The 21,858-nt window shown below is 69.5% G+C and carries 18 protein-coding genes; 8 read left to right on the top strand and 10 right to left on the bottom strand.

The genetic code is table 11. From position 1 onward, the window contains the following. Positions 1-42: 42 nt before the first annotated feature. The 5 genes from JWQ05_RS16395 to JWQ05_RS16415 form a co-directional block, all read right to left on the bottom strand. Positions 43-642 carry a hypothetical protein gene (locus JWQ05_RS16395; RefSeq protein WP_299660465.1) on the bottom strand — a complete coding sequence of 200 codons (600 nt, stop codon included), beginning with the start codon at positions 640-642 and terminating at the stop codon, positions 43-45. A gap of 137 nt (positions 643-779) precedes the next feature. Next, entirely contained in the window at positions 780-1,640 is an 861-nt protein-coding gene (locus JWQ05_RS16400; protein WP_299660468.1) for a universal stress protein, read from the bottom strand. 213 nt (positions 1,641-1,853) lie between these two features. Continuing rightward, the gene (locus JWQ05_RS16405; protein ID WP_299660471.1) at positions 1,854-2,519 is read right to left on the bottom strand and encodes a carbonic anhydrase; all 666 of its coding nucleotides are present in this window, start codon (positions 2,517-2,519) and stop codon (positions 1,854-1,856) included. A gap of 13 nt (positions 2,520-2,532) precedes the next feature. Beyond that, positions 2,533-3,090 carry an NUDIX domain-containing protein gene (locus JWQ05_RS16410; RefSeq protein WP_299660474.1) on the bottom strand — a complete coding sequence of 186 codons (558 nt, stop codon included), beginning with the start codon at positions 3,088-3,090 and terminating at the stop codon, positions 2,533-2,535. Positions 3,091-3,124: 34 nt separating this feature from the next. Further along, the gene (locus JWQ05_RS16415) at positions 3,125-3,895 is read right to left on the bottom strand and encodes a DUF429 domain-containing protein (protein WP_299660477.1); all 771 of its coding nucleotides are present in this window, start codon (positions 3,893-3,895) and stop codon (positions 3,125-3,127) included. A 102-nt stretch (positions 3,896-3,997) separates the two neighbouring features. Here JWQ05_RS16415 and JWQ05_RS16420 point away from each other — a divergent pair, with 102 nt between their 5' ends. Continuing rightward, entirely contained in the window at positions 3,998-4,396 is a 399-nt protein-coding gene (locus tag JWQ05_RS16420; RefSeq protein ID WP_299660480.1) for a DUF3775 domain-containing protein, read from the top strand. Between the two features lie 66 nt (positions 4,397-4,462). Here the strand turns inward: JWQ05_RS16420 and JWQ05_RS16425 are convergent, their stop codons facing one another. Further along, positions 4,463-4,852 carry a hypothetical protein gene (locus JWQ05_RS16425; protein WP_299660483.1) on the bottom strand — a complete coding sequence of 130 codons (390 nt, stop codon included), beginning with the start codon at positions 4,850-4,852 and terminating at the stop codon, positions 4,463-4,465. 391 nt (positions 4,853-5,243) lie between these two features. Between JWQ05_RS16425 and JWQ05_RS16430 the strand changes: the two genes are divergently transcribed. Then, positions 5,244-5,897 carry a transglutaminase-like cysteine peptidase gene (locus JWQ05_RS16430; protein WP_299660486.1) on the top strand — a complete coding sequence of 218 codons (654 nt, stop codon included), beginning with the start codon at positions 5,244-5,246 and terminating at the stop codon, positions 5,895-5,897. 155 nt (positions 5,898-6,052) lie between these two features. Next, positions 6,053-6,385: a hypothetical protein gene (locus JWQ05_RS16435; protein WP_299660489.1), complete on the top strand. Its 333-nt coding sequence runs from the start codon at positions 6,053-6,055 to the stop codon at positions 6,383-6,385. A 28-nt stretch (positions 6,386-6,413) separates the two neighbouring features. Here the strand turns inward: JWQ05_RS16435 and JWQ05_RS16440 are convergent, their stop codons facing one another. From JWQ05_RS16440 to JWQ05_RS16450, 3 genes are all read right to left on the bottom strand, one after another. Next, positions 6,414-7,547: an ABC transporter permease gene (locus tag JWQ05_RS16440; protein ID WP_299660492.1), complete on the bottom strand. Its 1,134-nt coding sequence runs from the start codon at positions 7,545-7,547 to the stop codon at positions 6,414-6,416. A gap of 22 nt (positions 7,548-7,569) precedes the next feature. Next, positions 7,570-8,010, bottom strand: coding sequence for a DUF4112 domain-containing protein (locus JWQ05_RS16445; RefSeq protein ID WP_299660495.1), 441 nt, complete (start codon positions 8,008-8,010; stop codon positions 7,570-7,572). A 93-nt stretch (positions 8,011-8,103) separates the two neighbouring features. Then, the gene (locus JWQ05_RS16450) at positions 8,104-9,258 is read right to left on the bottom strand and encodes an aminotransferase (protein WP_299660498.1); all 1,155 of its coding nucleotides are present in this window, start codon (positions 9,256-9,258) and stop codon (positions 8,104-8,106) included. Positions 9,259-9,941: 683 nt separating this feature from the next. On the opposite strand from JWQ05_RS16450, the gene JWQ05_RS16455 reads away from it, so the two are divergent. The 5 genes from JWQ05_RS16455 (at position 9,942) to zwf (ending at position 20,971) form a co-directional block, all read left to right on the top strand. Next, positions 9,942-11,423, top strand: a complete 1,482-nt coding sequence (locus JWQ05_RS16455; protein ID WP_299660501.1) for an MdtA/MuxA family multidrug efflux RND transporter periplasmic adaptor subunit — start codon at positions 9,942-9,944, stop codon at positions 11,421-11,423. After that, positions 11,420-14,545: an MdtB/MuxB family multidrug efflux RND transporter permease subunit gene (locus JWQ05_RS16460; RefSeq protein ID WP_299660505.1), complete on the top strand. Its 3,126-nt coding sequence runs from the start codon at positions 11,420-11,422 to the stop codon at positions 14,543-14,545. The genes JWQ05_RS16455 and JWQ05_RS16460 overlap by 4 nt, the downstream gene beginning before the upstream one ends. Further along, positions 14,542-17,829 (top strand): efflux RND transporter permease subunit, encoded by a 3,288-nt coding sequence (locus JWQ05_RS16465; protein ID WP_299660508.1) that lies wholly within the window; start codon positions 14,542-14,544, stop codon positions 17,827-17,829. The genes JWQ05_RS16460 and JWQ05_RS16465 overlap by 4 nt, the downstream gene beginning before the upstream one ends. Continuing rightward, positions 17,826-19,322, top strand: a complete 1,497-nt coding sequence (locus JWQ05_RS16470) for an efflux transporter outer membrane subunit (RefSeq protein ID WP_299660510.1) — start codon at positions 17,826-17,828, stop codon at positions 19,320-19,322. Before JWQ05_RS16465 ends, JWQ05_RS16470 begins: the two co-directional genes overlap by 4 nt. A gap of 131 nt (positions 19,323-19,453) precedes the next feature. Next, complete coding sequence (gene zwf / locus JWQ05_RS16475; RefSeq protein WP_299660512.1) at positions 19,454-20,971, top strand: glucose-6-phosphate dehydrogenase; 1,518 nt, start codon at positions 19,454-19,456, stop codon at positions 20,969-20,971. Here the strand turns inward: zwf and JWQ05_RS16480 are convergent. Next, on the bottom strand, positions 20,951-21,757 hold the full coding sequence (locus tag JWQ05_RS16480) for a restriction endonuclease (RefSeq protein WP_299660515.1): 807 nt from the start codon (positions 21,755-21,757) through the stop codon (positions 20,951-20,953). The genes zwf and JWQ05_RS16480 overlap by 21 nt on opposite strands. Positions 21,758-21,858 lie beyond the last annotated feature (101 nt).

The following is a 21,858-nucleotide window of genomic DNA, read 5'->3' on the forward strand; positions in this document are numbered from 1 at the left end:
TCCAAGTCCCGGTTACACAGATCCCGGTTACATGAGTCCCGATTACATCGGCGGGACGGTGCCGTTCTCGCCCACGATCATCCGGTCGGCCACGGGGACGCCGCCGGCATCCGCCTTGGTCACCGCCACGACGCGGGCGCCGGGCTTGATCACGCTCTTGTCGCCCGGGGCGAGGGCCACCACCGGCACGCCGTCGGGGACCGTGATGGTCTTCTCGCCGCCCTTGTAGGTCACCTTGATCGTCCGGTCGGAGGTGCCCGAGAGGGCGCCCACCGCACCGTTGGTCATGGTGTTCTCCTTCTCGAGATCCCACGGGTAGTGACCGTCGCCGGTGCCGCGCATGCTGGGGGCGAAGACCGCGACTTCGAGGGCCTTGAGGGTTCCGTCCGGCTGCGGCGTCGCGGCCGTGCCGATGTAGCTGTCGGGCTGGATGTCGCTGATCTTGGCGGCGTTGGCGGTGGCGACCCGCACGCCGTCGCTCAGCTTCACCTGAACCGGGGCGCCGATGCGCGGCTTGATCGTGACGCTCGTCGCGTCCACCGCCTCGATGGTTCCCCGGATGCGGACCACGGGGGAATCGGCGCGCGCCGGCAGACCGAGGGCGACGGCGGACAGTGCGAGGGCGACGGTCAACGACTTCATGCGAATGCTCCAGACAGCCGGTTCCTGCCGGCCGCCGGGACGCTGCACGCGATCGGATACGTGCGCAAGTCAATTGCGCGCGACCCGGATCGTCGGACCTGCGGCGCGTTGAAACGTTGAAGATTGTAGGACCGGCGCTAGTGCGCCATCAGCATCGGGATGCCGGCATGGCCCAGAAGATGACTGGTAGGCCCGCCGAAGATCATCTGCCGCAGACGGCTCTGCGTATAGGCTCCCTTGATCAGGAGATCGCAGCCGAACGACTCGGCCTCGGTCAGGAAGACTTCGCCCGGGGTGCGGCGACCGGCCGAATAGGCGCGGAAATCCGCCGCGATCCCCTCGCAGGCCAGAGCGCGCGCGAGCTCCTCCGCGCTCGGCCCCGGCACCGTGCCACCCTCGACGCTGATCACCCGGATGCGCTGGGCCTGACGCAGGAACGGCATGGCGAAGGCGACGGCGCGGGCGGTCTCGGTGGAGCCGTTCCAGGCGATCAGGATCGCGTCGCCCAGCGTCGCCGGGGCGATCGGGGGGGCGAGCAGGATGGGCCGGCCGCTCTCGAACAGGGCGGTCTCGAAGGTGGTCATGCGCGGCGCGCCGTCGGTGGCGCCGGGGCGGCCGACGACGGTCGCGGTGAACAAGCGCGCATACTGCCCGAGGAAGGCGTCCCCGGCCGGGACGTCGGCGCGCCAGCGATAGCGCGGGCCGGACCCTGAGACCGCCTCGGGCGTGCACGGGCCGTCCGTCATCAGGGGCACGCCGGCCTGCTTCATGAAGGCCACGAACTGGCTGCCGGCCGTCTCGGCCTCGGCCTTGTCGGCCTCCTCGTCGCGCAGCCAGGTCATACCCCCGACCATGTCGACGGGAACATACTCGGCGAGGGCCGGGCGCTGGGACACGCCCTCGATGAGGCTCCCAAAGCGCCGGGCGGCCAGGATCGCGGTCTCGAAGACCGACGGCAGCGCGTCATGCAGGGCGACGGGGACGAGCAGGGTCTTCATGGAAGGGCCTTTCCCGCAACGGCACGTTGGCATGCAGGCTAGTGCGAAACGGGGGGCGCGCAAACCACGGCGGATCTGAGTGCCGCGAGGTTTCCCCAATGGAGCCTTTCGCCTCCCCGGCGCGGGTCCGACCCTGTGCGACAAGGACGTCGGGCGGGGCTCGACGTCCTTGTCGCGGGTGGGCGTCCGGGACGCGTACGACCCGGGTCCGGTTCAGGCCTCGGAGCAGCCGATCACCGAGGTGGGGCCGCGGCCCGCCTGGTCGGCGGCGGGCTTGAATTCGCCGGTCTCGGGATCGCGCAGCAGGAGCTCGCCACGCGCGATTCCGAAATGGGCGCCGTGCAGGGCGAGCCGGCCACTCTCGACGCGCTCGCGGACGAAGGGAAAGGTCATCAGGTTCTCGAGGCTCTGGCCGACCATCGCGTATTCGAGACGGGTCTGGTAGTCGGGCACGCTGGTGTCGCCGGCCTTGGCGGCGGCGGGCTCGACCAGGGAGACCCACTTGCCGATGAAGTCGCCCTTGGAGAGCGGCTTTGCCGGATTGGCGTAGGCCTTGATGCCCCCGCAGCTGGCGTGGCCCAGCACCACGATGTGCTTGACCTCCAGCCCCTGCACCGCGAACTCGATCGCCGCCGAGGTGCCGTGGAAGTCGCCGCCCGTCTCGCAGGGGGGCACGATGTTGGCGACGTTGCGGATGACGAAGAGTTCGCCCGGGCCGGTATCGAAGATGACTTCCGGCGAGACGCGGCTGTCGCAGCAGCTGATCATCAGCACTTCCGGGCTCTGGCCCTCCGCCAGCTTGGCGTAGCGCTTGGCCTCGTCGGTGAGGCGACCATCGACGAACGAGCGGTAGCCGGCTTTCAGTGCCTCTGGGAACATGCGGAAATCCTTCTCAAGGGGTTTGGGTGAGTGGCGCGCCATCGTGGGGCGTGCCGGATGTGAACGGTTGCCAGGTGAGGACGACCGGCGAGGCGGGATTCGTCCCGTCGATAATGTCGCGGGCGACCCGCGCGAGGCCCGCGGGCTCGATGCGCTCCCCGGTCGATTCGAGTTCGTCGAGGGTCCACCAGCGGGTGCCGAGCACCGGGTTGTCCTCCGTCTCGGCGAGGCGGCTCGTATCCACTTGGTCGTCGGGCAGGTGCACCACGAAGTAGCGCTCACGGGCGAAGCGGGGCGCCTTGAACAGGTGAAAGGGGCCGTCGCAGGAGGCGACCTGCGGGCCGATCGCGGCGTCCGCCACGCCAATCTCCTCGGAGAGTTCGCGCCGGCAGGCCTCGACATGCGTCTCGCCCGGTTCCAGCCCGCCGCCGGGCATGAACCAGAAGGTGCGGGCGTCGGGGCGCGCGGGATCGATCGGCCGCACCGACTCGTAGGCGATGAGCAGCAGGCGCTGGTCCGGATCGAACACCAGCGCCCGGGCTACGTCGCGAACGGGCAGATCCTGTGTCATCGTGAACCCCGCGGCTCGGCTTCCACGCTCTGCTTTAGCGAGGGACATCGTCCGGAGCCAGGGCCGGAGCCTCGAGCGGGGCCGGCATCCAGATCACGATCGGGAGGCCAAGCGCGTCGCGGCCCGGCGGATCGGGAAGCGGGCGGGCGGTTCCCGAGAGGTGGTCGCCGGCGACCACGAGGCCGGCCAGGGCATCGAGATGGTCGTCGGCGCCGATCCCGGCGGGGCGGGCCGCGATCAGGCCTTCGGGGACACCGGCCGCGACGAGCAGCGTCCGGCGCTCCGCGAGGCCCGCCTGCCGCGCCGGACCCTTCTTGCCCGCCGCGAGGGGGCGGTCGCCGTTGAGGCGCCGGAAGGCGATCTCGGGATGGACCTCGTGCAGGCGCGTCATGAGTTCGGGACGCGCGCGGAGCAGCCTGTCCACCTCGCGGACGTAGCCGAAGATGTTCCAGCCCTGGATGGAGGGCGCGAAGGGCGGCGTGCTGCTCGCCCGCGAGAGCGCCTTGGCCTCGTCGTAGCTCGCGGCATAGACCGCCGCGCGGGCGGGCATCGGGAACACGCTGGCCCGGCCCGATCCGAGCTGCGCACGCGCCGCGCGATCGGCGGTCCGGCCGCCCGCCGTCACGTGGCAGTCCAGCCCGATGGGGATGTCGATCCCGACGCGCAGCGGCGCTTCCGGTGCGTCGAGGAGGTCGACCACGCAGGCAAAGCGCGCGGCGCGGAACCGCGTCGGATCGTCGAGGTCGAGGAGCACCCCGGCCCAGGCCCCGCGGCAGCCGTCGAGTCCGCCGACCCAGCGCGTCATCGGGCGGTCCCGCTGCGCGACCACGCGAACCGGATCGGGCTTGGCCCGTTGTCGCTGCTCAGGGCCGCCGCTGCGGGCGGCCGTAGAGCCGGGAATGCGTCCATGGACATCGCCGTCGACAAGGTCACCGAGATCATCCTGCGCGTGCGCGCCGTCGATGTGAAGGAAGGGCCCACCGACCCCGATTCCGGCTCGAACCCCATCGATGACGGCGCCACCGACGTGTTGATCTCGGGCACGGACGACGCCACCGAGGAGGAGCTGCGCGACATGATCGGCGCCCTCAACGACGACGAGCGCGCCGACCTGCTGGCGCTCCTGTATGTCGGGCGCGGCGACATGGAGCCGGAGGAATGGGCGGACGCGGTGCGCTTCGCCCGCGAGCGCGAGGCTGCCGGCGAAGGCGCCGTCCGAGAGATCCTCGGCATTCCCAACGCGGGCGACCTGCTCGAAGAGGGACTCGCCAATCTCGGGATTACTCCAGACCTGCCGCAGGCCTGAACCTCATGAGATGAGGCCGGCCCCACCCATAGAGGGGCCGGCCCCGTCAGGGACGTGACGCCCTCGTCAGCGACAGGGCAGCGCCGTCGCGGTATCGGCCACGAACCCCGCCGTGTCGCGCAGGCTCTCGGGCTGATTCGGGTCCTGCGACACGGCCTCGGCCTCCTCGTGCAGACGGTCGTTGCAGGCACAGGTGGCGATCTGGCCGCGCGGCGGCGAGCATTGATCGTGATGCATGCAGGCCAGATCGAGGGCGTCGATCGGCGGGCGCGGGCTGCGGTTGCCGGGGCCGCAGTAATTCCCGTGGATCAGCAAGGTGCCACGGGCGGCATCGATGAAGGGCATTTCCTGAGCCCGCACCGGTGCGACCAGCGCGACCGAAACGCCGGCGGCGACCAGCAGGCTCACCAGGGTCGGATGGCCCCCCTGGGCGAATCGATTTCTCTTCGTCGTCAAATGCACGTCCTCGGTGTGTGTCGCACCCTCCCGTTCGGAAATAATACCGCCTCGGCATGCGGCAAGCGGTGGGAACGCCGAACGCCGGTCGGGCAAAGCGGCGCCCGACCATCTCGGCATCCGCGAAGCGACGGGTGACTGACCGCGGCTTGGCGACGACGCGAAGCCTGTCCGAGGCCCTGCTCGCCGCCCATGTCATCCGCTCCCCAGCCATCCGATCGGCACTCCGGCCCAGTACTGGATTCGATGCCGAAGGGGACCTGTCGGGCGGGCTCGGGCCCGGCGAACCACCGCAATCCACACCGTTAACCTTTTCTTAACCCGCCGATTGTGGTGCAACGCCGGCCGTGGGACATTCGTTAACAGAAGCTTAACGAGGCCAGCGGCGGTCATGCGGTACGTGTTTTCCCAGCGTTTCACGGTCCTCAAGACCCTCGGCCTGGCCGGCGCCGCGCTGTTCGCGGGCCTGGTCTTCGCACCCGAGGCCGGCGCCCAGACGCTGGCCTCCCTGCCGAGCGTGCCGAGCGCCATCACCTCAGGCGCCAGCGCCCGCCCCATCGCCGCCTGGGTCGACTTCTGCCAGAGTTACGCCGCCGAATGCGCCGTGAACACCGCCGAGGCGGCGCAGATCAACCTCACCCCGGCCATCTGGGCCACCATCGTCTCGGTCAACCGCCGGGTGAACAAGTCCCTGCGCGCGGTCACCGACATGGACCACCTGCACGTCGCCGACCGCTGGGATCTCGCCGAGGACGGCGCCGGCGATTGCGAGGACTTCCAGCTCCTCAAGCGCAAGCTCCTCGCCGAGGCCGGCCTGCCGCGCCGGGCGATGCGGATGACGGTCGTCATCGACGAGAAGGGCGAAGGCCACGCGGTGCTGACCCTGGTCACGGATCGCGGCGACATCATCCTCGACAACAAGACCAGCACCGTGCTGCCCTGGCGCCAGACCGGCTATACCTTCATCAAGCGCGAGAGCCAGGACACGGTCGGCTGGGTCTCCCTGGGCCGCTCCGTCTCGCCGGTCACCACCGCGAACCGCTGAGACCGCCTCGCGCCGGTTTCAAGCGGAAACCTTCCCGCGAACGCGCAGACGGCATCCGGCAAAAGCGTCCCGAAACGGGATTGCGGACAAGTCGAACCTTCAAGATCGGTTAAGCGTCGCTGCGCGAGAGTATCCCTGTTCGGGAGAGCCTCGCCATGACGATCCGCGCCCGCGCCTTGCCCGCGCTCTGCCTGCTTTCGGTGATCCTGTCCGCTGCCTCCGCTAACGCCGCGCCCGGCGTGGCTGACCTTCATGGCACCTGGCGGGCCTGCCTGCACCGCAACTTCACCCTTCAGGTCTCCCTGTCGAGCCGGGTCATCGCGGCGGACGTCGCCTTGCGGACCTGCCGGCCGAGCGAGCAGGCCTATCTCACGGCCCTCTCGGCCTCACCCCTCGTCGATGACGACGACGTCGCCCGCGTGCGGCCCGCCCTCCTGCTGCGGGCGAAAGGCTGGCTCCTCGACGGTGGGCCGCAGCGCCCGCTGTGAGGCAGCGCCGGACGGTCCGTCCCTGATCTCAGGTGAAGGATTTCCGCGGATCGAAGGCATCGCGCACCGCTTCGCCGGCGAAGACCAGCAGGCTCAGCATCACCGCGACGACGAAGAATCCCGTGAGGCCGAGCCAGGGCGCCTGGATGTTGTCCTTGCCCTGGGCCAGCAACTCGCCAAGCGAGGCCGAACCGGGGGGCAGGCCGAAACCGAGGAAGTCCAGGGAGGTCAGCGTCCCGATCGAGCCGTTCAGGATGAAGGGCAGGAAGGTCAGCGTCGCCACCATTGCGTTGGGCAGGAGGTGGCGGCTCATGATGCGGATGTTCGAGAGCCCGAGCGCGCGGGCGGCCCGCACGTACTCGAAGTTGCGCGCCCGCAGGAACTCGGCCCGCACCACGCCGACCAGGGACACCCACGAGAACAGCAGCAGGATGCCCAGCAGGACGAAGAAGCCCGGCTCAATGAAGGCGGAGATGATGATGATGAGGTAGAGGGTCGGGATTCCGCTCCAGACTTCGATGAAGCGCTGCAGCGCCAGATCGACCCAGCCGCCGAAATAGCCCTGTACCGCCCCCGCGATCACGCCGATCACCGAGGAGATCAGGGCAAGGATCAACCCGAACAGCACCGAGATCCGAAAGCCGTAGATGATGCGCGCCAGCACGTCCCGGGTGGTGTTGTCGGTGCCGAGCCAGTGCTTTTCCAGGACGGAGCACGGCTTGCCCACGTTCTGGCACTGGGCCTCCGTCAGCATCCAGGTCGGCGGCGAGGGGGAGGGGGTCGGCAGACCGTCGATGATGGTGTCGTAGGAATAGGGGATCGGCGGCCAGATCGCCCAGCCGTTGTCGGCGATCTCGGCCCGCGTCTCCGCCGAGCGGTAGTTCGGCCGGGCGTAGAACCCGCCGAACTTCTCGTCCGGATAGTCGATCAGCACGGGAAACAGGATCTCGCCCTTGTACGAGACCACGAGCGGTCGGTCGTTGGCGATGAACTCGGCAAACAGGCTGGTCACGAACAAAGCCGTGAAGATCAGGAAGGACCAGTAGCCGAGACGGTTGCGCCGGAAATTCGCGAGTCGCCGCCGGTTCAGAGGCGACAATCCGCGGCTCGGCGGGGGCAGGACGGTGCCCTGAAGGGTCTCGGGGCGCGCGACCTCGTTCATCGGGCGCTCCCCGTGCGGCGGATCAGCCGTCGATGCGCGTGGCAGTGCCCTCGATCTCGTTGGGGCGCAGGCCGCCATGGCGCTCCAGGTGGCGCCGCAGCAGCCGCACGTTGCGGCGGTTGGCCTTGAAGGCCGCGTCGAACAGGTCGCCCGCCAGCGGCACCGCGCCGAGCGCTCCGTCGGCCGCGATGTTCATCGCCATCCGGGCGATGAGCCAGCGTGGGGCACCGAGACGGCGCGCCTCCACCACGATGTAAGAGGCGAGCAGCATGCCGGCGACATCGCCGACCACCGGCACGAGGCCGATCAGCGCGTCGAGGCCTACCCGGCGGTTGATGCCCGGGATCACGAAGGCCGAGTCCATGAGATGCGCGAACGCCTCGAGGCGCAGCAAGGTCGCCTCGCGGTCGTCCGCCTTCGGCGAAAAGCGTGTTGTGGCACCGGCGGTCTGGGTGAAGTCCACGGTCGGGCTCCGGGGCGTGCGCGGCGTTGTCATGCCCCAGGATGTGGCCCTGCGCCGCCACGCCCGCAAGCGCGTCGTATCCGAACGCCCGCATCATGCCGCCTGGGCCGCGACGCCGGCGAGCCGGTCGAGGGCCGCGTCGAGGACATCGTCGGCCTTGGCAAAGCACAGCCGCACGAGGTGGCGCACGGAAGCGTCGGGATAGAACGCGCTGATCGGGATCGCCGCGACCCCGTGCCGACGCACCAGCGCCTCGCAGAAGGCGACGTCGTCGGTCCAGCCGAGGGGCGCGAGATCGACGTTGAGGAAGTAGGTGCCGTAGGAGGGCAGCACCCGGAAGCCGCGCTCGCTCAAGCCCCGCGTCAGGCGGTCGCGCGAGTCGGCGAGCTGCGCCCGCATGCCGGTGAAGTACGCATCGTCCTTGGCCAGACCATACGCCACCGCCTCCTGCAGGGCGGGGGGCGTCGTGAAGGTGAGGAACTGGTGCGCGTTGGCGACCACCCGCAGCAGGCCGGGTGCCGCCATCACGAAGCCGACCTTCCAGCCGGTCAGACCGAAGATCTTGCCGGCCGAGCCGATCTTCACCGTCCGCTCGCGCATGCCGGGCAGGGCCATCAGGGGGCAATGCCGCGCGCCGTCGAAGACGATGTGCTCCCAGACCTCGTCGCAGACCGCGATCACGTCGTGCCGCGTGCAGAAGCCCGCGAGCAGCGCCAGGTCCTCCCGCCCGAAGATCGTGGCGCTGGGATTGAGCGGGTTGTTGAGGACGACGAGTTTGGTCCGGTCCGAGAAGGCGTCCGCCAGCGCGGCGGCGTCGAGGCGGAAATGCGGGGGCTGGAGCGGCACGATGCGCGCCACGCCGCCGGCCCGGCGCACCAGCGGCAGGTAGGCGTCGTAGAGGGGCGCGAACAGCACCACCTCGTCCCCGGGCGCGATCAAGGCGAAGAGCGCGGCCGCGATGGCTTCCGTGGCGCCAGAGGTCACCATCACCTCCGACATGGGATCGAGGTCGAGGCCCTGATGATGCGCGTAATGCGCGGCGATCGCCCGCCGCAGGGCCGGCACCCCCATCATCGGCGGGTACTGGTTGTCCCCGTGCAGCACCGCCTCGGCGGCTTTCCGGCGCACATCCTCCGGCCCTGGATCGTCGGGAAAGCCCTGGCCGAGATTGATCGCGCCGAGCTCTCGGGCGAGGCCCGACATCACCGTGAAGATGGTCGTCGGCAGATCGGCGAGGATGGGATTCATGCAGAACGGGCGCTCGGCGGATCGGATGGCCGAGGCGTAGCACGGGGCTCCGCGCCGACGAAATGTGCGTCCTCGCACGCGACCCCGCGCCCAGTGCCCGCATGCCGGCTGACGATTGTTGACAATCATCAGCCATCAGACCAATTTCAGGTTACGGCTGGAGCGGCGATTGCCAGCGCGGGACTTCGCCCCCTCGTTCCGTACAGGTGTCGTCGCCGCTCCGGTCCGTTTTCGAAAAGGTCGCCGCTTCCCCCAGCCGGCGGCCTTTTTCGTGCCTGCTCCACAGGGCATCGGCCCCGGACTCCACCCCGACTGTGGCCTTGAGCGGATTAGCAACACGGGGGAAACCCGAAGGCCCCACTGGAGTCGTATTGCTTCCGTAGGACCGGTCCCATGCCCCGCCGCGCCCCTCATTCGAAGCCCCGACCGGGCGAATCCGGCCGGCTTGGTTTCCGAGCCGCCGCAATTCGTGTGCGCCCGGAAGGCCGGGCTGGGGTGCGACGCCGACCGACGCTGTCGCGCGGGCACCGGGCCGCTTATCTAGAATGTCTCGAAGCTGCCGCCCGACGTCGGGATGGTGCAGGGGCTGAGTTCGTTGTCCTCGTCAGGGGAGCGCAGACGGATGGTCGGCTCGCTACGCCGTTGCCAAGACGCCATGATCGTGACGCCATGATCGAATTCTCATGAACGAAACCTCGCCGATCCGAACCGAGACTGCCCGGGAATATCCGGGCGCGATGCCGGGCGACACACGCGGCGCGCCACCCGTCCGGCGTCGGAGCCGGGCGTGGCTGTGGTTCGTGCTGCTGCTGATCCTGGGCGGCGCGGGCTATGCCGGGTACCGGTTCTACCTCGCACCGAAGGCCGACACCCAGGTCGCCGTGACGCCGGGGCGCGGCAAGGGTGCGGGCGGGCGCGGCGGGCGCACGGGCGCCGAGCCGCCCCAGGCGGTGGGCATCGCCACGGTGGCGCCCGGCGACGTGCCGGTGGTGCTCGCGGGCCTCGGCACCGTGACGCCGCTCGCCACCGTGACGGTGCGCTCGCAGATCAGCGGCTACCTCACGGAGATCGGTTTTCGCGAGGGCCAGACCGTGAAGAAGGGAGACTTCCTCGCCCAGATCGATTCCCGGCCCTACGAGGCGCAACTCGCCCAGTACCAGGGCCAGTTGATGCGCGACCAGGCACTCCTGCAGAACTCGAAGCTCGACCTCGCCCGCTTCCAGCGGCTCTCCCAGCAGGATTCGATCTCGAAGCAGAACGTCGACACGCAGGGCGCGCTGGTCAAGCAGAACGAGGGCACGGTGGCGGCCGACCAGGCCCTGGTCGATCAGCAGAAGCTCAACATCACCTACACGCGCATCATCTCGCCCGTGGAGGGCCGGGTTGGCCTGCGCCAGATCGACCAGGGCAATTACATCACCGCCGCCTCCACCAGCATCGTGGTGGTGACGCAGCTCCACCCGATCTCGGTGGTCTTCACCCTGCCGGAGGACGACGTCGCGCGGGTGATGCGGCGGGTGCGCTCGGGCGCCAAGCTCGCGGTGACGGCCTACGACCGCGGCGACGTCAACGCCATCGCCACCGGTGTCCTCGACACGGTGGACAACCAGATCGACACCACCACCGGCACGGTGAAGCTGCGCGCCATCTTCGAGAACCAGGATGATGCCCTGTTCCCGAACCAGTTCGTCAACGCCAAGCTCACCGTCGACACCGTGCGCAACGCGCCGATCGTCCCCACCGCCGCGATCCTGCGGGGTACGCCCGGCACCTACGTCTACCTCGTCCAGGGAGACGACAAGGTCGTGGTGCGCCCGATCAAGCTCGGCGAGGCGGACGGCGCCCGCACGGTCGTGGTCGAGGGGCTGAACGTCGGGGACCGCGTCGTGGTCGACGGCACCGACCGCCTGCGCGACGGGGCGCCCGTGCGCATCACCGAGGAGGGCGGCAAGGCGCGCGGCGCGCCGGCCCGGGAGGCGGCGGCCGCGGACGGACAAGCGATGCCGGCGGCCGCGCCCGTCAAGGAAGGCGAGAAGGCCGACCCCCTCAAGACGGACCCCGCCAAAGCCGATGCCGCTAAGGCCGACGCCGCCAAGGCGGATGCGGTCGCCCCCGAGGGCCAGAAGCGCGAGCGCCGCCGGCATCGACCCGCCGAAGCCCCATGAACCCCTCCCGCCTGTTCATCCTGCGGCCGGTCGCCACCACGCTGTTCATGCTGGCGATCCTGCTCGTCGGCATGGTGTCGTACCTGAACCTGCCGGTCTCGGCGCTGCCGTCGGTGGATTACCCGACGATCCAGATCCAGACCTTCTATCCGGGCGCCAGCCCCGAGGTGATGACCTCGGCGGTGACGGCACCCCTGGAGCGGCAGTTCGGGCAGCTCGCCAACCTCAACCAGATGACGTCGCAATCGTCTGCCGGCGCCTCCGTCATCACCCTGCAGTTCAGCCTGGACCTTCCCCTCGACATCGCCGAGCAGCAGGTCCAGGCGGCGATCAACGCGGCGGGCAACCTGCTGCCGTCCGACCTGCCAGCGCCTCCGATCTACGCCAAGGTCAATCCCGCCGACGCGCCGATCCTGACCCTGGCGCTGACCTCGAAGACCTTGCCGCTCACGGAAGTGCGTGATCTCGCGGAAACGCGGCTCGCGCAGAAGATCTCCCAGGTCGCCGGCGTCGGCCTCGTCAGCACCGGCGGCGGGCAGCGCCCCGCCGTGCGCATCCGCTTCAACGCCCGTGCCTTGGCCGCCTACGGCCTCAACATCGACGACCTGCGCACCACGGTCACCAACCTCAACGTCAACACGCCGAAGGGCACCATCGACGGGCCGACCCAGTCGTATTCCATCAACGCCAACGACCAGATCCGCGACCCGAAAGCCTATGACGACGCGATCATCGCCTACAAGAGCGGGGCGCCGGTCCGGCTCTCGGACGTGGCGGATGTCGTCAACGGCCCCGAGAACACCAAGCTCGGCGCCTGGATGGACGAGACGCCCGCCGTCATCCTGAACATCCAGCGCCAGCCCGGCGCCAACGTGATCAGCACCGTCGACAAGATCAAGACGCTGCTGCCCCAGCTCCAGGCGACCCTGCCGGCCGCCATCACGGTGACGGTGCTCACCGACCGCACCACCACCATCCGGGCTTCCGTGCACGACGTGCAGGTGGAACTGGCGCTCGCGATCGGCCTCGTGGTGCTGGTGATCTTCCTGTTCTTGCGCAGCGTCTCCGCGACGTTGATCCCGAGCCTGTCCGTGCCGCTGTCGCTCGTCGGCTCGCTGGCGATCATGGACCTCTACGGCTTCTCCCTCGACAACCTGTCGCTGATGGCGCTGACCATCGCCACGGGCTTCGTGGTCGACGACGCCATCGTGGTCATCGAGAACATCGCCCGCCACGTGGAGGAGGGGGACTCGCCCCTGGAGGCGGCCCTGAAGGGCAGCCGCGAGATCGGCTTCACTATCATCTCACTCACCGTCTCGCTGATCGCGGTGCTGATCCCGCTCCTGTTCATGGGCGATGTCGTCGGCCGCCTGTTCCACGAATTCGCGATCACGCTGGCCGCCACCATCATCATCTCGGCGGTGGTCTCGCTCACCCTCGTGCCGATGCTGTGCGCGCGTCTCCTGAAAGCCCACGCGCCGGAGGTGCAGGCCCGCCGCGAGGGCTTCATCGCCCGGACCGCGCGCCGGGGCATGGACGGAATCATCGCCGGCTACGGCCGCATGCTGCGCGCGGTCCTGCGCCACCAGGGGCTGACGCTCATCGTCACCCTCGGCACCATCGCGCTCACCGCCTACCTGTTCGTGGTGATTCCGAAGGGGTTCTTCCCCATCCAGGATACCGGCGTGATCCAGGGCGTGACCCAGGCCGACCAGACCGTCTCCTACGCCGCCATGGCCGAGCGCCAGCAGAAGCTCGCCGCCATCGTCCTGAGAGACCCGGACGTCGCCAGCCTGTCCTCCTTCATCGGAGTCGACGGGCAGAACGTCACCCTGAATTCTGGCCGCTTCCTCATCAACCTGAAGCCGCACGAGGCCCGCACCAGCCGGGCCGCCGAGATCATCGAGCGGCTGAAGGCCGCCACGACGGGGGTGGCGGGCATCCGCCTCTACCTGCAATCCGTGCAGGACCTCACCATCGACACCGCGGTGAGCGCGACGCAGTACCAGGTCATCCTCGAGAATCCGAACTTGGCGGAATTCGAGACCTGGGTGCCGCGCTTCGTACAGGCGCTGCAAACCTCGCCGCTCCTGATGGATGTGGCGAGCGACCTCCAAGCCAGCGGTCTGGCCGCCTACATCACCATCGACCGGCCCACCGCCGGGCGCTACGGCATCACCCCGGCCACCGTCGACAACGCCCTCTACGACGCCTTCGGCCAGCGCATCATCTCGACGATCTTCACGCAGTCGAACCAGTACCGGGTCATCCTTGAGGCCGATCCCGACCTGCACAAGACCATCGAGAGCCTCGATCACATCTACCTGCCGTCCTCCACCGTGGCCTCCGGTCAGGTGCCGCTCTCGGCGGTGGCCCGGGTCAGCGAGCGCCGGGCCCCGCTGCTGATCAGCCATCTCGGCCAGTTCCCGGCCACAACCGTGTCGTTCAACCTCGCCCCCGGCGCGGCGCTCGGCGACGCCGTGGCGGCGGTGGAGGCGGCGGGCAAGGCCATCGACCTGCCGCCGAGCTTCCGCGTGGTGCCGCAGGGCTCGGTCTTCGCGTTCCAGTCGGCGCTCTCCAACCAACTCTTCCTGGTGCTGGCCGCCATCGTCACCGTCTACATCGTGCTCGGCGTGCTCTACGAGAGCTTCATCCACCCGATCACCATCCTGTCGACCCTGCCTTCGGCGGGCATCGGTGCGCTGATCGGCCTGATGCTGTTCGGGCTTTCCCTCGACATCATCGCGATCATCGGCATCGTGCTCCTCATCGGCATCGTGAAGAAGAACGCGATCATGATGATCGACTTCGCGCTCCAGGCCGAGCGCGAAGAGGGATTGAGCCCCCGCGACGCGATCTACGAGGCCTGCATCCTGCGCTTCCGCCCGATCCTGATGACGACCCTCGCTGCCCTGTTCGCGGCGGTGCCGCTCATTGTCGGCACGGGCGTCGGCTCGGAACTGCGCCAGCCGCTCGGCATCGTCATCGCCGGCGGCCTCATCGTCAGCCAGGTCCTCACCCTCTTCACCACGCCGGTGATCTACCTGGCCTTCGACCGCCTGGGCCGCCGCCTCTCGGGCCGGCCGGCGGGTGGCGCCGAGAGCGTCGAGGCGCTGCCGTGAACGTCTCCGAGCCGTTCATCCGGCGGCCCGTCGCCACCACGCTGCTCACCATCGGCGTGCTGCTCGCCGGCATCTTCGCCTTCATGAAGCTGCCGGTGGCGCCGCTGCCGCAGGTGGATTTCCCCGTCATCCTGGTCCAGGCGCAGATGGCCGGCGCCTCGCCGGAGACCATGGCGGTGACCGTGGCGGCCCCCCTGGAACGCCGCCTCGGAGCCATCGCCGACGTCACCGAGATGACCTCGACGAGTTCGCTCGGCTCCGTGCGCCTCGTCCTGATGTTCGGGCTCAACCGCGACATCGACGGCGCCGCCCGGGACGTCCAGGCGGCGATCAACGCCGCGCGGGCCGACCTGCCGACGGCGCTTCGCCAGAACCCGACCTACCGGAAGTTCAACCCCGCCGACGCCCCCATCCTGATCCTGGGGCTCACCTCGGACACCCTGACGCCGGGCCAGCTCTACGATTCGGCCGCCACCATCGTGCAGCAGAAGATGTCCCAGCTTCCGGGCGTCGGAAACGTCGATATCGGCGGTTCCTCGCTGCCGGCGGTGCGGGTCGCCCTCGATCCGACGGCCCTGTTCAATTACGGCATCGGCCTGGAGGGCATCCGGGCCGCGCTGGCCTCGGCCAACGCCAATTCGCCGAAAGGCGCCATCGAGACCGAGACGCGCCACTATCAGCTCTACGCCAACGACCAGGGCCGGGTGGCGGCCGATTACCGCGACCTCGTCGTGGCCTACCGCAACGGGGCCGCCGTGCGCCTCACCGATGTGGGCACCATCGAGGATTCGGTGGAGGACCGGCGCAACCTCGGCCTCGTCAACGGCAAGCCGGGCGTGATCCTGTTCATCTACAAGCAGCCGGGCTCCAACGTCGTCGAGACCATCAAGGGCCTCAAGGCCGCGATCCCGCAGGTGACGGCGGCGCTCCCCGGCGACATCGACCTGACCGTCACGGGCGACCGCAGCGCCACCATCCGGGCCTCGCTCGCCGAAACCGAGGAGACGCTCGTCATCGCGGTCGTCCTCGTCATCTTCGTCGTGTTCCTGTTCCTGCGCTCGGGGCGGGCCACCCTGATCCCCGCGGTGGCCGTGCCGATTTCCATCGTCGGCACCTTCTCGGCGATGTACCTGCTCGATTACAGCCTCGACATCCTGTCGCTGATGGCACTGATCATCGCCACGGGCTTCGTGGTCGACGACGCCATCGTGGTGCTGGAGAACATCCAGCGCCACATCGAGGCGGGAAAGCCCCGGGTCGAGGCGGCCCTGCTCGGCTCGCGCGAGGTCGGCTTCACCGTCATCTCCATGAGCCTGTCGCTGGTGGCGGTGTTCCTGCCGATCCTGCTGATGGGCGGTATCGTCGGGCGCCTGTTCCAGGAATTCGCCGTCACCCTGTCGCTGGCGATCCTGATCTCGCTGGTGCTCTCGCTCACCACCACGCCGATGATGTGCGCGCTGTTGCTGCGCCGCGAGGCGGGGCACGAGGCGAAGCGGCCGAACGGGTTCGTGCGCGCCCTGGAGACCGGCTTCAACGGGATGCTGTCGGGCTACGAGCGCACCTTGCGCATCGCCATGCGCCACCGCCGCCTCGTCGTGCTGACGCTGGTGGCGACCGTCGGGCTCAACGTCTACCTCTACGTCATCGTGCCCAAGGGGTTCTTTCCCGAGCAGGATACGGGACAGATGATGGGCGGCATCCAGGCCGACCAGCGCATCTCGTTCCAGGCCATGAAGCAGAAGCTGGAGCAGGCAACCGCCATCGTGCAGGCCGATCCGGCGGTGGACAGCGTGGTGGGCTTCACGGGCGGGCGCGGCACCAACTCGGCCAACGTCTTCGTCGGCCTGAAACCCCGGAGCGAGCGCGCCTCGATCACCGAAGTGATGGCGCGCCTGCGCCCGAAGCTCTCCCGCGTCGCCGGCGCCCGGCTCTATCTCTTTCCGCGCCAGGACCTGCGCATGGGCGGGCGCCAGAGCTTCGCCCAGTACCAGTACACCCTGCAGGGCGACACGGCGGAGGAACTCTACGCCGCCGCGCCGAAGCTGGTGCAGGCGCTGCAGAAGAACCCGATCTTCGCCGACGTCAATTCCGACCAGCAGGAGGGTGGCCTGGAGAGCCGCCTCGTCATCGACCGCGCCAGCGCCTTCCGCTACGGCCTGACCCCGGACAAGATCGACAACACCCTCTACGACGCCTTCGGGCAGCGCCAGGTCTCGACGATCTACAACCCGCTCAACCAGTACCACGTCGTGATGGAGATCGCGCCGCGCTACCTCCAGAGCCCCGACACCCTGAAGACGCTCTTCGTCTCCACCTCGGGCGGCAAGGCGCGGGGGTCGGCCACCACCAACGCGGTGGCGGGCACCGTGGCGGGCGCTCCGGCGCCGACCACCACGAGTACGACGGCGGACGCGGCGGCCGCCTCGATCGCCACGGATTCGGCCCGCAACGCCGCGGCCAACGCCATCGCGGGTGGCAAGGGTGGCGCTTCGTCGAGCGCGCCCGTGTCGAGCTCCAAGGAGACGATGGTCCCGCTCTCGGCCTTCGCCCGCCTGGAGACCGGCAACGCCCCGGTGCAGGTCAGCCATCAGGGCCTGTTCGTGGCCACCACGATCTCGTTCAACCTCGTGCCCGGCAAGAGCCTGTCGGACGCCACCGCCGCCATCGACGAAGCCATCACGGACCTGCGCCTGCCCGCCACCATCCACGGCGAATTCGCGGGCTCGGCCAAGAGCTTCCAGGAATCGTCCTCGCGCCAGCCCCTGCTGATCCTCGCGGCACTGATCGCCGTCTACACGATCCTCGGAATCCTCTACGAGAGCTTCGTCCACCCCATCACGATCCTCTCGACGCTGCCGTCGGCCGGCATCGGCGCGCTGCTGGCGCTCCTCGTCTCGGGCACCGAGTTCACCGTCATCGCGCTGATCGCGGTCTTCCTGCTCATCGGCATCGTCAAGAAGAACGCGATCATGATGATCGACTTCGCCCTCGACGCCGAGCGTACGCGCGGCGCCAGCCCGCGTGACGCGATCTTCGAGGCCTGCCTCTTGCGCTTCCGCCCGATCATGATGACAACGCTCGCCGCGATGCTCGGCGCTCTGCCCCTCATCCTCGCCGGCGGGGAGGGCTCCGAACTGCGCCGGCCCCTCGGCATCGCCATCGTCGGCGGCCTCATCGTGAGTCAGATCCTGACCCTCTACACCACCCCCGTCGTCTACCTGTACCTCGACCGGCTGCGGAGGCGGAAACCCGCCCCGGGCGCTGCGCTGAGCCCCGCCGAATGAGGTTGCGCCCCGCATCGTTCGCGACGCTCGGCCTCGCGTGTCTCACCTCCGGCTGCATGGTCGGCCCGGATTACTCCCGCCCCTCCGTGGAGACGCCGCTTGCCTTCAAGGAGGGCGGCACCCGCGAGGACAGCGCGGCCTACGTCGCGAGCCGCAAGGGCTGGCGCCCGGCGGCGCCCAACGACGGGGCCGAGCGCGGCGACTGGTGGCGGGTCTTTCGCGATCCCACCCTCGACCGGCTCATCCGCCTCGTCGACGTCGACAACCAGAGCCTGCGCGCGCAGATGGCGGCCTACGAGCAGGCCCGCGGCTTCGTCGCCCAGGCGCGCGCCGCCCTGTTCCCCACCGTCATCGGCGCACCCGGCATCACGCGCTCGCGCTCCCTCGGCTCCGAGCGCACCAACGTCTCGCTCCAGGGTCAGGCGACCTGGGAACTCGACCTGTTCGGCCGCATCCGCCGCAACATCGAGAGCGAGGTCGCCACCGCCCAGTCCAGCGCGGCCGACCTCGCCCTGGTGCGCCTGACCATCCAGTCGGAGGTCGCCACCAACTATCTCACGCTGCGCTACCAAGATTCGCTGCAGCGCGTGCTCAACGAGAACATCGAGGGTTTCAAGAAGAGCCTCGCCATCACCGAGAACCAGTACAATGCCGGAGTCGCCGCCCGCTCGGACGTGATCACCGCCCAGACCCAGCTCCAGACCACCCAGGCCCAGGCCATCGCAGTGGGCCTCCAGCGCGCCACCTTCGAGCACGCCATCGCGCTCCTCGTGGGCCGTCCGCCCTCCGAACTGAGCCTGCCCGTGGCGCCGCTCGCCGCCAGGCCCCCGGCGGTGCCCGTCGGCATCCCGTCGTCCCTCCTTGAGCGGCGGCCGGACGTGGCCCAGGCCGAGCGCAACGTCCAGGCGCAGAGCGAGCAGATCGGGGTCGCCGTGGCGGCGTTCTACCCCACCGTGACGCTCTCGGCCTCGGGTGGGATCTCGGGCAGCCCGGCCAACGGCCTGTTCTCGGCCGTCAACCAGGTCTGGTCGGTCGCGGCATCCGGCTCGGAGGTATTCTACGACGGCGGCGCCCGCGCGGCGGCCCTGCGCATCGCGCGCGCGGCCTACGATGCCAGCGTGGCGAACTACCGCCAGGCCGTGCTCACCGCCTTCTCGGAAGTCGAGAACGGGCTGGCGGGCGTGCGCATTCTCGCGCGCCAGCAGGCCGCCCAGGACGAGGCCGTGGCCTCGGCCCGGCGCGCGGTGGAGATCACCCTCAACGAGTATCGGGCGGGCACCCAGAACTTCACCACCGTGGTCACCGCGCAGGCGATCGCCCTCAACAACGAGGTCACGGCCCTGCAGATCCGCCTCAACCGCTTCACCACGGCCGTCGCGCTGATCCGGGCGCTGGGCGGCGGCTGGGACGTGCGCAGCCTGCCCACCGGCGAGGAGTTGAAACAGGTCCGCCTGCCGGTCGATTCCGGACAGGCCGTGCGCACCGACGAATGAGCCCCGCAGCGCGCGCAGGCCTTGCGTGCGCGCCATCGCGATCCGGGCCCGGAACGTCGCCACATGCCGGAGGTTGACGAGCGAATTTCGCCGACACGCCCTTCGGCGAGCGTGAGTGGAGGCCCCGCGTCATGGATCAGAAACCCGCCCCGAAGGCGCCCGATGCCGGCGAAGCCATCGCCAAGGCGCCGCCCTGCACCCTGGTGATCTTTGGGGCCGGCGGCGACCTGACGAAACGCCTGCTGATGCCCGCCCTCTACAATCTCGCCATGGGCGGCCTCCTCGACGAGGCGGTGCGCATCATCGGCGTGGACCACAATGCGAACACGGACGAGGGCTGGCGCAAGAGCCTCTCCGACACGATGCAATCCTTCACGACGGACCGGACGTCGGAATTCCACCCCGACCACATCGATTCGAAGGCCTGGGGCTTCGTGCGGGAGCGACTGACCTTCCGCCAGGGCGACTTCACCGCGCCCGAGACCTTCTCGGGCCTCGGCAAGGACCTGTCGGGCAACGTGATCTTCTATCTCGCGGTCTCCGCCCGCTTCTTCGGGCCGATCGTCGATGCCCTGGGCGAGGCCGGCCTCCTCAAGGAAGCGGAGGGCGCGTTCCGCCGCGTGGTCATCGAGAAGCCGTTCGGCAGTGATCTCGCCTCGGCCCGCGCGCTGAACGCCCGCATCCTGGGCCAAGGCTCGGAGAGTCAGTTCTTCCGCATTGACCACTTCCTCGGCAAGGAGACGGTGCAGAGCATCCTGGCGATCCGCTTCGCCAACGGGCTGCTCGGGCCGGTCTGGCACCGGGATCACATCGATCATGTGGAGATCACGGCGGCCGAGACCATCGGCGTCGAGGAACGCGGGGGCTTCTACGAGCCCACGGGCGCCTTACGCGACATGGTGCCGAACCATCTGTTCCAGCTCCTCTGCATGGTGGCGATGGAGTCCCCCGCGACCCTGGAGGCCGAGGCGGTGCGCGACGCGAAGGCCCGCCTCATCGAGGCGGTGCGGCCGGTCCCGCCCTCGGATGCCGTGCGCGGGCAGTATACGGCCGGCCGGGAGCAGGGCCACGCCGTCGCGGGCTATCGCGAGGAGCCGAACGTCGCCGAGGATTCGCGCACCGAGACCTATGTCGCCCTCAAGCTCGACATCGACAACGACCGTTGGCGGGGCGTGCCGTTCTACCTGCGCACCGGCAAGCGGATGGCGGGCCGGCTCACCGAGATCGCCCTCCACGTCAAGCCGCCGGCTGGGTCGCCCTTCGCGGGGCCGCACTCGGAGGTCGCGCCGGACATCCTGCGTTTCCGGATCGATCCGGAGCAGGGACTGGACATCGCCATGAACGCCAAGCGGCCGGGCCCGCGCATGGAACTCGGCCGGGTCACCGCCGCCTTCGACTATGGCGACTTCTTCCGCGAGACGCCGAGCGTCGGCTACGAGACCCTGCTCTACGATTGCATGATCGGCGACGCGACGCTGTTCCAGCGCGCCGACGGCATCGAGGCTGCCTGGGCCGCCGTCGATCCCGTGCTCGAGGCCTGGGCCGACGCGCCCGTCGAACCCTATGCCGCCGGCAGCGACGGCCCCGCTGCCGCCGAGGCGCTGCTCGCCCGGCAGGGACATCACTGGTCACCGCTCGACGAGCGTTGACCCTTTACGCCCGCGCACGGGCTGCAGCACCTCGACCTGGCGGATGGGGCGGAGCTCCGCCAGGTCGTCGTGGTGCAGGAGCAGCACGCCCGCGGCCCCGGCGAGCTTGCGCGCCGCGGGGGTGAAGCCCGCATTCGAGACCACGGCCGCCATGTCGCCCGACCAGTAATGGGTCGCCGCCACGATCTCCTGGACGGCGCCGTTGCCGACGGGTTTCGCGTAGCGCTTGCACTGGACCACGAGGCGGATGCCCGCCTGCTCGGCGACGATGTCGGCACCCTGGTCGCCGCTGGCCTGGGTCGCGCGGGCCTGCCACCCGGCCTCCCGCAACCGGGCGGCGCAGTAGCGCTCGTAGGCGATGCCGTCCTCGGGCGCCTCGCTCTCGTCGGGAAGGTCGACGGCCGCCGCCACGCGCTCGATGATTGCGAGGATGTCCTCCCAGAGGGCATCGTCGATCTCGGCCTGACCCCGGGCTTCGAGTTGCGGCACCACGGTCCGCTCGGCGAAATAGGCGCGCTCGCGGTCCCAGCCGTCGCGGATGAGGTTTCCGTAGGCGTCCACGAAGCATTCCTGCCGCCGCCGCAGGGCGAGGGTGCGGGCATGGCGCCGTGCCGTGGCGCGGATCAGGCGCCGGATCCGGCGCGGCCGGTCGAGCCTGTGGAGCAGGATGCCGGCGACGAGGAGGCCGGTCGCCGTCGCGGCCGGTGTGCCGAACCAGAAGGCGAGGCCGCCGCCGATCACGGTCGTCCAGAACAGGCGCGCCACGAGGCGCGATCGGTCCGTCATGGTGATGGCCCAGTTCCGAGGGACGCGGCCCGCGCCCGGGACGGGGCGAGGCATCGGCGTCGTCGCGACGAACCGTGCCAGCCGGGTCTTGCGCGATCTCT

The sequence above is a fragment of the Methylobacterium sp. genome (genome assembly GCF_028290105.1).
Taxonomy (GTDB): domain Bacteria; phylum Pseudomonadota; class Alphaproteobacteria; order Rhizobiales; family Beijerinckiaceae; genus Methylobacterium.